Origin of the sequence: Microcoleus sp. SVA1B4 (genome assembly GCF_036700545.1) — a bacterium.
Taxonomy (GTDB): Bacteria; Cyanobacteriota; Cyanobacteriia; order Cyanobacteriales; family Microcoleaceae; genus Microcoleus.
Genome location: NZ_JAUBPB010000033.1, coordinates 27648 through 38674, shown reverse-complemented (window position 1 = coordinate 38674; position 11027 = coordinate 27648). Strand labels below are relative to the sequence as shown.

At 45.6% G+C, this 11027-nt stretch carries 11 protein-coding genes; 5 read left to right on the top strand and 6 right to left on the bottom strand.

Annotated features, from left to right (window positions below):
- The first annotated feature begins 21 nt into the window (after positions 1-21).
- The 4 genes from QT987_RS16585 (at position 22) to QT987_RS16570 (ending at position 3135) form a co-directional block, all read left to right on the top strand.
- The gene (locus QT987_RS16585) at positions 22-624 is read left to right on the top strand and encodes an ankyrin repeat domain-containing protein (protein WP_333241828.1); all 603 of its coding nucleotides are present in this window, start codon (positions 22-24) and stop codon (positions 622-624) included.
- A 172-nt stretch (positions 625-796) separates the two neighbouring features.
- On the top strand, positions 797-1957 hold the full coding sequence (locus tag QT987_RS16580; protein WP_445299611.1) for a hypothetical protein: 1161 nt from the start codon (positions 797-799) through the stop codon (positions 1955-1957).
- A 205-nt stretch (positions 1958-2162) separates the two neighbouring features.
- Positions 2163-2396 carry a hypothetical protein gene (locus QT987_RS16575; RefSeq protein WP_333241826.1) on the top strand — a complete coding sequence of 78 codons (234 nt, stop codon included), beginning with the start codon at positions 2163-2165 and terminating at the stop codon, positions 2394-2396.
- A gap of 31 nt (positions 2397-2427) precedes the next feature.
- The gene (locus QT987_RS16570; RefSeq protein WP_333241824.1) at positions 2428-3135 is read left to right on the top strand and encodes a hypothetical protein; all 708 of its coding nucleotides are present in this window, start codon (positions 2428-2430) and stop codon (positions 3133-3135) included.
- 268 nt (positions 3136-3403) lie between these two features.
- Here the strand turns inward: QT987_RS16570 and QT987_RS16565 are convergent, their stop codons facing one another.
- The 4 genes from QT987_RS16565 to QT987_RS16550 form a co-directional block, all read right to left on the bottom strand.
- Positions 3404-4396: a DEAD/DEAH box helicase gene (locus QT987_RS16565; protein WP_333241822.1), complete on the bottom strand. Its 993-nt coding sequence runs from the start codon at positions 4394-4396 to the stop codon at positions 3404-3406.
- A gap of 93 nt (positions 4397-4489) precedes the next feature.
- Positions 4490-4873, bottom strand: a complete 384-nt coding sequence (locus QT987_RS16560; protein WP_333241820.1) for a hypothetical protein — start codon at positions 4871-4873, stop codon at positions 4490-4492.
- Positions 4870-5592: a ParA family protein gene (locus QT987_RS16555; RefSeq protein ID WP_015179842.1), complete on the bottom strand. Its 723-nt coding sequence runs from the start codon at positions 5590-5592 to the stop codon at positions 4870-4872. The genes QT987_RS16560 and QT987_RS16555 overlap by 4 nt, the downstream gene beginning before the upstream one ends.
- Positions 5593-6394: 802 nt before the next feature.
- On the bottom strand, positions 6395-6520 hold the full coding sequence (locus QT987_RS16550) for a hypothetical protein (RefSeq protein ID WP_255512975.1): 126 nt from the start codon (positions 6518-6520) through the stop codon (positions 6395-6397).
- Positions 6521-6584: 64 nt separating this feature from the next.
- Between QT987_RS16550 and QT987_RS16545 the strand changes: the two genes are divergently transcribed.
- Positions 6585-7535, top strand: coding sequence for a tyrosine-type recombinase/integrase (locus QT987_RS16545; protein WP_333241817.1), 951 nt, complete (start codon positions 6585-6587; stop codon positions 7533-7535).
- Between the two features lie 689 nt (positions 7536-8224).
- Here the strand turns inward: QT987_RS16545 and QT987_RS16540 are convergent.
- The gene (locus QT987_RS16540) at positions 8225-8635 is read right to left on the bottom strand and encodes a hypothetical protein (protein ID WP_194010816.1); all 411 of its coding nucleotides are present in this window, start codon (positions 8633-8635) and stop codon (positions 8225-8227) included.
- A 273-nt stretch (positions 8636-8908) separates the two neighbouring features.
- Positions 8909-10651 carry an IS1634 family transposase gene (locus QT987_RS16535; protein ID WP_333241814.1) on the bottom strand — a complete coding sequence of 581 codons (1743 nt, stop codon included), beginning with the start codon at positions 10649-10651 and terminating at the stop codon, positions 8909-8911.
- Positions 10652-11027: the final 376 nt, after the last annotated feature.

Genomic DNA, 11027 nt, shown 5'->3' with positions numbered 1-11027 from the left:
GAATAATTAATGTCAAGTATTATGGTTTATCAACCTCATCCACGCTTTTTGAAACTCTATCAAGCTATAGATTTCCAGGATATAGATTTACTTAAAACCCTCCTATCTAACAAGCAATACCTCGTTCATCTTGACTGGGATGAAGATCGAGAAGATTATGAAACCTTGTTAGAGCAAGCAGTCGCAATTGGGAACTTAGCTATCGTTCAAATTTTGCTTGAGAAGGGCCACAATCTGCCATATTGGTCAAGGTGTCTTGGAGTAAGCATTGCGCTAGCCGCAAATTTAAACAATTTAGAAATCGTCCAAACATTGATTGATGCTGGTGCTGATGCTAATACAAAAGTTAGGGAACCTCCTATAATTCCTGCTGCTGGAACAGGAAATATTCAACTGGTTCAACTGCTAATTTCATCAGGGGCTGACGTTAATTCTGTTAGAGAGGAAGGAGTTACTCCATTGATGACAGCTAGTATTTCTGGTTCTATCGAGATAGTGAAACTATTGGTTGAGCATGGTGCGAGAGTTGATGCAACTCTTGTTGATGGCTGGCAAACTGCCTTACATTTAGCTCGCTACTATAAACATGAAGATGTATGTCAATACTTGGAAGCTCATATATAGATGTTTTAAAACAAGAATTGGCTCAAATTTCAGTTAGGCATAGTCTAGCATTGATACAGACGGACTAAAAACAACCTACAGCTACAACGCACAAGGTCAACTGCGTTTTCAAACCGCACCAGACGGTCAAGTAACAGAATTTGACTACGACTGCTTCGGTAACATTAACCGCATGGTGGATAGCCGAGGTAACGAAGTTAAAACTGATTACGACCTCAATAACAGAATCAAGAAAGCAACAACCACATTTACCCTCAACGGTCAAACTTATACGCAATGGATGGAGTATGACTGCGACTCCGAAGGTAAAACCATTGCCAGCCGCACTTCTATCGGTAATAATCAATCGATGAGTTACGACGACCTGGGACGGGTGACATCAATGACAGATGTATTTGGAAATACCACCTCCTATCGCTACAACTTGCCAACCTCCGGGTCAAACAACACAGGAGTCACGCGCATTGATGAAATTACCTTACCCGACAACACGCCAACAAATAGCAGCGACAATCCGAAAGTCATTAAAAAGTACGACTCTGCCAACAACTTGATTGCGGAAGTCTCGACTACTGGATTAGAAACCCGTTATACCTACGATGAATTAGGCGGTTTAGCAGAAACAATTCTACCGGATTCTACGCCGACTTGGGATGACAACAAGAGAATCAAAACCGAATATTCAGCCGCCAGTCGCATCAAAACTCAAACAGATATTTATGGAAGTAAAGATGCCTATTTCTACAACGACATCGGTCAATTAATCCGTTCAAAAGATGTTCTTGGTAATGACACCACCTACACCTACAACCAAGGCGGACAAGTTGAGTCAGTCACCGACTTCAAAAATCGTACAACTCGCTATGTTTACGATGAATTCGCGCGAATTAAAGAAACAATTTACTTCGATAACTCTCGCTTATCGCTGACCTACGACTCACAGGGACGGCTAAAAACCGAAACCAACGAACTCAATCAAACCACCACTTACGAATACGATGCTTACAGCCAAATCAAAGCTGTTATTAATGCTTTAAACGAACGCACGGAGTTTGAATACGACAAGCGTCGCAATTTAGTTCGAGTTACTGATGCACTAGGTCGCAGCATTCGTTATAAATACGATGAATACGGGCAGAAAGTTGAAACAACTTTCCAAAATGGCGATAAAATATTGATGGGTTACGACCAGTTCGGTCGCATCACCAGCGTCACTGATGAGAATTTACACACTACCAAACTACTCCGGGGGAAATTGAGGCGCGGCAGGTTTTGCATACGTTTGTGCGGGAAACTGATGCGCTGGTTGACCTTTATGTGGATGGGGAGGTGATTTCTACTACTGGGGAGCATCCTTTCTGGGTGCCTGATTTGGGGTGGGAGGACGCTATCCGTTATTATTATCCCTCTGAGAGATTCTTTCGGATTGATGTTGATGAACAGCGCGCAACACCCATCTTGTTGAATTAAGTAATCGCAGACTAAAAAAAATATTGAGGATATTAGGTTAGAGATTGGGCGATTACGGCTGACCCTCAATGCGCGGTGCTTTTTGCGGATGCAAAGCACCGCGCATTGGCGATGAATATTTCAAGCAGTATCCGAGTACAGCCCATTTGAGCCATCGCGAAGCTTTGGGCATAAAATTTTGCCCTCAGATGGACTTTCAGAAAGTTCCCTCGCAACTGCTGCTAATCCTCTCTCGCTACCAAAAACCCAACATCGATCGCAAACGAACTTCCCCCTGTACAAAGACAACCTGCACAGTATAAAATTTAACATAATATCGCTCTACAAACAGCCATGACACCCACAGTAACCATCCAAGAATTAGCTTTAGCCCTGACGGCCAAAAACCACTCTCCCACCCTCCTCAACTCGGATTTCCTCAAATACAGCGGCATCGTCCCCGCCGATTGGGAACTCGCCCGCCCTCCCGTTTTCAGTCCCCAAATCTCTCAGGTTGCCTTCACCAACGGCATCAATATCGTCGCCCAATCGAACGCCATCACCTTCATCGAATCTCTCTCTACAAAATCACAAGAAGACGTAAAAATTCCTGCCATTATCCGCAAGTACGTTGAAGCACTACCCCGCACCGACTATCAAAATTTGAGCATCAATCCGAGAAGTTTCGTCACCTTTGAAGGGGGAGATGAAAATGCGGCCCGCGAGTACATCACCTCCACTTTATTATCAAAAGGAACTTGGTCTGATGTGGGGAAAGCTCCGGTCAAAGCTGCCGTTAATTTAGTTTACTCTTTAGAACAAGGAGAACTCAACTTGAGCGTTGCCGAAGCTATGCTGCAACTGCAAGAAGCCGAACCAACTCCCGCAGTATTGTTCTCCGGCAGTTTCCAATACGAAATTACCGGGGAATTAGAAGGCGAAAAACTGCAACACTTGTACAAACTTTTGGAAAATTGGCAGCCGGATTTAGAGGCTTACAGGGAAATTGTCAACGAACGGTTTTTGGGGAAAGAAGTTGAAAAGTTGCCATCTGCCGCGTAAAAGATAAGAAGGTAGGGGCGTGAGCTATTGGAGCCTCAATCAACTTCTTTCAACCGCTCCATCTTCATCGCAGTTCGCTCTGATTTCCAAGGCGTGAGTCCCTACCCGGACACTTCTTTCAACCCATCCTCCAGCAGCATCCGTACGATATCTACTTTCTTGCGTCCTGTCTTTGCTGCCAACACCGACAGTTTGCGGTGCAGGGATTCGGACATATCTACAGTAAACCTGACCGTCGCTTCTTTATCGGGTGCTTGCAGTTTGCTTATCAGGCTAGGCTCCTTCGCTGAAATACACTCATTGCTAATTTAGCCGCAGACCGATTTAAATTTTGAGCGCGGTTATAGTAATTTTCAATATAGTGAGTAGTTTTTTCATAGAGAGTTTGTTCGCTAATTTCACCTTGAGTGAGTTCGTAACTCAGAGTGTCTGAAATTCGCATCGGATAGATGAGAGTGCCATCAAAACGCACCATTTCCTCTTTGGTGCGTCGCATAAAATGTTGCTGACGAGAAGCAGGAGGGTAAGTGTTAAAAGCGTCATAAGTTGACAAGACTTCTGGCTCTAATAACCGCCACAAATAATAGTAGGGAAAATCCTTCCCCTGATGAGGGGTTGCTGTCAGTAACAATAAATGCTGACAAGTCCATTCTAATTGGCAGTTTTCATCATCGTTAATTCCGACCAAAGCTTCTGCCAGTTGGTAGCGTTTAGTTTTGCGAATATAAAAGTCTGGTTCGCGATCGGCCGAGAGTTTGTGAGCTTCGTCAAATATTACTAAATCATAGGGAATTACTGGCGACTCTTGCAGACGCGAAAACATTCGCTCTCCTGCTAAAGTATCAACGCTAACAATAAGAAGGTTGCTATTTTCACCAATAAAGGGATTAGTAGATTTTGCTTCGTTGCCAGTGGCAATGCGAAACGGCAGACTAAATAATTTGTTCATTTCCCGTTGCCAGTTTCCCAATAACCCAGCCGGTGATACAATGAGAACCCGGTGAATTAACCGACGCGATAGCATTTCGCGAATGTAGAGACCTGTCATAATGGTTTTACCAGCACCGGCATCGTCAGCAAGGAGAAACCGCAGTCGCTGATGTTGCAGTAAATGTTTGTAAACTGCAATACGCTGGTGGGGTAAGGGTTCAATAAGTGAGGTTTCTGTGGCGAAGGTCGGATTAAATAAATAACCGTAGGCCAGACGCTCTGCTTCTGCAACTGCCCAAACTTTTCTGGGACTGGCTGAAAATTTAATCATAATATTTGTTCGCGCCTGTTCCTTCAGTTTTTAATTTCTCATCCTTCATAGGAAAGATAAACCATTCTGCCATTGCGATTCCCTAAAAAAAATCTAAAGGTTTAATAGGTTTAACTGTTTACGCAACTGTTCAACATTCTTGATTTGGCTCCAGTCCACATCAGCCTGTTGTAACAGAGAAATCGCCACACCCATCAAATGCTGAGGATACACTCGTTCTGCTGGTGGCACAGCTTGGGCGTTGTTGTCCCTAATAAGTCTGGCTGTATCTGCTAACCATTCATGCTGGTTGCGAGTAATTTTGAAATTGACCGCTACCAGTTTCTCCTTGGAATTAGCCCCTGTCGCAGCTTCAACCGGAGGGTCAAGAGCGGGTACCCTATCAGCTTCAATATCTACTGGTGCTGGTGACTGCTTAATTCCGGAAAACTGGCTGAGCTTTCCCATCCCCCCCATTTTACTTTTAGGTTTGTTCACGACAACCTCCACAATTTTTTGCATTCTTTAGCTAAAAACCGATAAGATGAAGCACCGGAGGACTTGGCAGCATAGGCGGTGACAGGCTTTTGCTGAGCAATGGATTCTGCCACAGCAATGTTGTCAGGAATCACCGTATGCAGCAGCCGATAGTCCAGTTCCACAGAAGCCTCAACCAGCAAACTGTCAGCTTCCTGGGTTAACAACAAGCGCGACTTATAGCGAGTCCGTAACACCTCAATTGGCACTCCTGTTTGCTCCCCTCGAATTAATTCCACCGCTTCCGACAACCCTTTGAGGGCAGCCGGTTCGCACAGAGTCGGAATCAACACGCGATCGCACGCCAACAAAGCCTGTACCGAAACAGAGGAAAGCCCAGGCGAACAGTCCATCAGGCACACATCAAACCCCTTCAGCTTAGAGAGGGCTGGGGTGAATAAATCATGAGGTGACTGCAACTGGAACAGTCCCAAATCCCCCGGAATCAGCCACAGATTTTTTACCTCTGTATTTAATGGCTCTACGTTATCCCCCTGAAGCCAATCTAAAGCTGTCGGCTGCTGACCGTCTTGGCCTAACCCAAAACTAAGGGTGCGCTGCCCATCCAAGTCGAGCAGCAGGACGCGGCACTTACTTGCAGCGAGGCAAGCTCCTAAGTTTAAAACTGTGGTACTTTTCCCCGTACCGCCTTTGAAATTGAAAATAGCGACCTTTAACATAAAATCCTATTAAGGTCTAATCATCATTTAGCTTAACACTTTTATATGCTTAAGTGTTAAAGTCATAAACTGTTAAACGTCTAATAGGTTTAACAGTTTATGAGCAAGTCTGAGGTCAGCCGCAGATTGGCAGTTACAGCACGAGTAAGGTAAGTAGGTAGGCGAAACCCGTTTCTTGATGAAACCGGGTTTCTAGGGTGTACTTCATAAACCTGCAATTTGCTGCTTGCTGTAAAATCTGGGGTTTTTTGTCTGACTGGTTAGACCCAAAGTCAACTGGGGCGATTGCTCTTTTGGGTAACGATCAAACGATCAATCGCTAGCTTGCGGTAATTGGTTAAACAGTTAAACGTATTATACCTTTAGCTGTTTAGATGAATATCCCATAACTGGCTTTTCAGGCAACTGAAGCGATGTCGCGCTGGGGCATAGCGTTCCGTTAACTGCGATCTCCGTGCTACCGTATGCTGATAGCTCAACAAATGCCTTGGCTTTCTTGAGGCGATCGCACCACCCTCAGTTAGGATATCCGCGATCGCACGGCTGCCTGCTCTCCCTAGATAACTCAATCGTATAGGGTCAAGGTTGAACCGCGGATAATGTTATTCAGGGTGAAGGTTGCACGGTCAGAGAAAGCAAATTCGACTTCTTTTTCGGGCGCGTTAAGTTAAGTAGGCGCTGTAAAACGCAATTATGTAAACGATTGTAAAGTATCCCAATTCCCTAAGCGTGGCTAAGTCAGCCCTGTTTACATACTGTTACATAGTTGAGTTTAATTCCGCCTACCTACTTAAACTTTCTCTTAATTAATTCCTTTAAAAGCTTCACAAGCAACAAAAATTGAAGGAGAAACGGCAGCATCTGTTGATGCTCCCGCACTTGCAGCAATTTCTAGGGGCCAGTCAAACTTTTTTTGTTGTGATTGCACTAATTGTCCGACAATTAAGAGGAATTCCTAGAAGTGCTGTTCTGACAATTTCACAGGTCGTCCTTTGAACGCTGTTACCTCAGATTTAACGCTCTTGTTGCCACAGCCTCTGCCACTGACTTCTCACCCGGTGGCGGTGTACCTTTCTCTGTTGGCACCCGGCTCACAGCCGACGATGCGGCAGTCTCTTGATGCGATCGCGTCTTTGCTGACGGAGGGGCAGTGCGACGCGATGACGCTGAATTGGGCGACGCTGCGCTACCAGCACACGGCTGCGGTGCAAGGGGCATTGATAGCACAGCACTCTCCGGCTACTGCTAAAAAGATGATGTGTGCTCTGAAGCGGGTGTTGAAAGAATCACTGCGGCTGGATTTGATGAGCGCGACTGACTATGCCAAGGCGATCGATTTGCCTAAAATTAGGACATCTGACAAACTCAGGGGGCGGGCCTTGAGCGCTGATGAAATTGCCACTCTGTTTGAGGTGTGCCACAATGACTCGACTCCGGCAGGCGCTCGCGATGCGGCTTTGCTGGCGATTCTGCGGGTGGGTTTGCGCCGGGCTGAAGTGGTGAAGCTGGAATTGAGGGACTTTAATACTCGCACGGGTGCTATGAAGGTACGAGGCGGTAAGGGGAACAAAGACCGCACGGTGTACCTTCCTGGGGATGCTGTGAAGGTGGTGGAAGATTGGCTCGTGGTTCGGGGTCTGGAAGCGGGAGCGTTGTTGTGTCCGGCCTGGAAGATGGGTCGGATACATATCAGACCGCTAACACCCCAGGCGGTATTAGTGATTTTGCAAAAGCGGGCAATAGAGGCGGGGGTGGAGTCGTTTTCTCCTCACGATTTCCGCCGGACTTTTTGCTCGGATTTGCTAGATGCTGGAGTTGATATCGTGACTGTGGCGGAGTTGGCGGGACATTCTTCGCCTGCAATTGTGGCTAAATATGACCGCCGAGGAGAGGAAAGAAAGCGGCTCGCTGTGGAGCTGTTGTCGATTCGGAACAAGCGTTGAACTGCCAACAAGCGACAGTAGTCTTGGAGTGCGAATTGACTTCTAGGCTTATAGATGAGGCTGGGAGACGGAGCGAATGAGAGCGATGTACAAAGCTGCTGAGGCTGAATATCACCGCGTTATTGAGGGGTAGTTGTTCATCGTCTCCACTTCACCTATAAAGTATTCTGCCAAACCCTAGAGGCAGACAAAATATTTCACTCCTCAAGCCGTCACGGAGCAAGAGTTTCAGGCGTTGATTATCCATTAACTCCCTGATTCTTTCAGTCAAGGCGTCAAACCTTTATCCGGCTTAGGTTTCATCCACTTGGGTATAATGCTCAACTCTAGGGTTGATCCGTACTACTTTGCATCAAGTCCCACAGCGCGCATTAACGAATTTCGGAAACCCGTCAGGTTTCCAGCCCAACAGAGAACAATAAAATGTCTGTACTCCAATCCCATCCATCGCCTAAAATATCAGCAGGCTCTAAAAATCCAAGTTTACGATGGCACGGGGGTAAAAATGCGCCCCGCCCAAGGTGGACGGCTGTGGTTTTTACTTGTCTTACCTGCTGTTTTACAAATTAGTGCATTGTAAAACATTAAGTAGAGATAGTAAGACATTAAGTAAAACAAACTGTCAGACTTTGGTAAGACAGTATGACGTTGTTGGTTTTACACTTTTAGCTAGGGGAATAATTTTTGGGTTATGCGGTGGCGACCCGGACATCAGACTGTATGACGATCGCCTTTAACCTCGCTGTTAAGTTTGCTTTGGTTCCAGGCGCGTCCGTGCCTTTCAACTTGGCGAGCGAGCGCAACGATGGCAACGGCATTTTATTGAGCGCTTGCTCAGTATCCCCTTCTTGTAGCGCTTGCTCAATATTGTCTCCCTGCAAGGGTTCTGGCTCGGTCAATTCAATAGGTGTAACTTGAACATCAACCACCGTATCGGTTTTATCCGGGCGGGGAGCATACGGTGCAGTGGGTTTGGGTTCAGATACAGGGTCGGTGGCGTTTGGGGGTTCAAGAATGCCAATTGTTTTTGAGCCAAATTTGACTATCAAAGCATCTTTGAATGTGCCGATTTGCGTGTCATCAACGTGGTGTAACATCATCAAAGCTGTATCAGGGACAGTGCAGATTGAATCGCCTGCTTACAAATAACAGTGGTGAGCGGCGCCAAGATATTTTACCGTTTTGAAAAATGTGCTTGGCAGGACTGAACCGCATTTGCTGTGGTATTGGAGTTCACCTTGCTGTTGTAGGGCTAGCAGCGCCGTCTGAATCAGCATTGTGTGTCGCATATTGATTTTTCTAACTGAAGTTCCCCCATTGACAAAAGGCGTATTGATGGAGTAGCAAGCTTTTGAAAGATGTAGGCTCCGGTTTTACTGGGTACAAATTAGGGGAACACCCAGCAAATCCAAAGCTTTTTGTTGCACGATTGTCGGTTGAGTAATCTTGTCAAAAACCCAACTCGCACCCTCAATGCTTCCTACAATTTCATTATGGGCGATCGTACCTAAATCAGCTAGTAAAGTCTGGAAGCTATGCACTGGTAAATTATCGGCAGTCCGCTTAGTCCTGGCTTTAGCCTTAGTCCGATCGCTTTTGGTTGCCTTTACCACAGATGTTTGTTTGTGGTGAGCCGATTCCCAATCGTCTTCATCAAACAGCATTGGTGCTAATCGAGAACGCATCTGGTATTCTACGTAATAGGCTAACATACATAAAAACACGTGAACCCTAACTCGATCGCTGTTGCGGTGGTAAATCGGTCGCACCTTTAAATCCACAGTCTTAAAACTCCGAAAAGCCTGCTCTACTTGAGATAGGCTTTTATACGCCCTCACCGTTTCTGTTGCCGATAAAAGCTCAGACTCGACTGAAGTCCGAATCACATATAACCCATCTAATGCAGCTTCGCTGTCAATACTTTGCGTGTTTCTTTCGTAACTAAAACTGTTCTCTTGAATATCCAGCGTGAAATGCTTGGCAACTTTGTAAAGATTCACCACCTTTCCCACTTTCAGGGCAATATTTGATGCCCCTGTTAAACGCTTTTTCTGTCTCGTTGTCGCAGCAACTATTTTGGATAGTTCTTTTTCAGTTGCTTGCAACAATTCTGATCGGGTTTTGGCTCGCTCTGCTGCTAGCAGGGGATTGCGGCAAGCAATTAACCGTTCTCCCGGATAGTCCTCTGACGAGATTTCAGCGATGTTTTGTTCGTCAAATAAAGATAGTTGAATCGATTCTTGCTCGACCAAGCTGCGGATTTGTACCGCACGCAGGGCGCTAATCCAATCGAAACTACGATTGGCGGTTTGAAAATGTTTTTGAATTGTGGTTGAAGAAATGATGCCTCGATCGCCCACCCAAATTATTTTGGCAATCCCAAATCTTTCTTTGAGCTTGGTAATTTGATTGCTTAAGGTTTTTGGGTCAGCAGTATTGCCCTCAAATACTTCAACTGCGATCGGGCAGCCAGAAGCATCGCACATTAATCCAAATACAATCTGCAATTTACCTCTTTTGCCATCCCGATTGTAACCGTACCGGGCTAACGGGCAAGTTTTGCCCTCAAAGTAACTGCTCGATACATCATACAGCACCAAGGTTGATGATGCTAAATGAATGGAAGCCAAATTATTCTCGATCGACTCTTGTCTGGATAAGAGCCAGTCCATTGCCAAATATAATTCATCTTCATCGGCACCCTCGATTCCCAAAATTTTGCCAATACTTGAGAAACAAGTTTCGTCGTTGAATCCTCTGGCTGTAGCAAGTTTCGAGCGCGGGTCGATAATTCTGGCGATTATCATCGCCAATACTAATCTTCTGTTGCGGCTATTTTCGGAACTAATTAAATTGTGTAAGCCAGTATTTTTCAGGCTGCCCAATACTGCCGCTACGTGGCCGTGCGGGCGGGAGCGAGTAATTTTAAAAGAGTCAGGTAAGGAGGCGAGCGTGACGCCACCTTTTAACAAGGCTTGCAGACCATTTACGGCATGGTCTGGTAATTTTGATAAGTTTGCCAGGGTGCGTTTACGTACTTTTCCACCTTCGCGGTAGGACTCGCGAAGCAGTACGGCTGGCGGAGAATTTCTGTTTGGAACACGTTCGATATACATGGCTACTATTATGCCACACCTGCCGATCAGGTAATCTTAAGACAATCTTAAGATACATGGGTACGAGAAAGGGTGCAAAAAGCTGACTTTTACTTGCAGCGTAGGGGTTTGCTAGATTTGAACATCCCTTCTACGGGGGGAACTTCAGTTCTAAGCTCGGTGTGGCCTATGGTGTCTGGGTGTCTTACTTCTTTGTCTTACCTAGTAGCATTAAGTAAGACTATTGTCTAGCGTTTGCAAGACCAATTTGTCTAGCACTTGTAAGATAATTTGTTAGACATAAGAGGGGTGTATGACAAGTAACCGTATAACAGATTCTGCTTATATGTCATACAAACAGCGACTGATGTTATACAATGGCGTCATACATATATGA

Excerpts from the sequence above, each read along its gene's own strand:
- QT987_RS16575 (WP_333241826.1), top strand. The coding sequence starts at position 2,163 with ATGCGCGGTGCTTTTTGCGGATGCAAAGCACCGCGCATTGGCGATGAA.
- QT987_RS16585 (WP_333241828.1), top strand. The coding sequence starts at position 22 with ATGGTTTATCAACCTCATCCACGCTTTTTGAAACTCTATCAAGCTATA.
- QT987_RS16555 (WP_015179842.1), bottom strand. The coding sequence starts at position 5,592 with ATGTTAAAGGTCGCTATTTTCAATTTCAAAGGCGGTACGGGGAAAAGT.
- QT987_RS16570 (WP_333241824.1), top strand. The coding sequence starts at position 2,428 with ATGACACCCACAGTAACCATCCAAGAATTAGCTTTAGCCCTGACGGCC.
- QT987_RS16535 (WP_333241814.1), bottom strand. The coding sequence starts at position 10,651 with ATGTATATCGAACGTGTTCCAAACAGAAATTCTCCGCCAGCCGTACTG.
- QT987_RS16565 (WP_333241822.1), bottom strand. The coding sequence starts at position 4,396 with ATGATTAAATTTTCAGCCAGTCCCAGAAAAGTTTGGGCAGTTGCAGAA.
- QT987_RS16540 (WP_194010816.1), bottom strand. The coding sequence starts at position 8,635 with ATGATGTTACACCACGTTGATGACACGCAAATCGGCACATTCAAAGAT.
- QT987_RS16580 (WP_445299611.1), top strand. The coding sequence starts at position 797 with ATGGTGGATAGCCGAGGTAACGAAGTTAAAACTGATTACGACCTCAAT.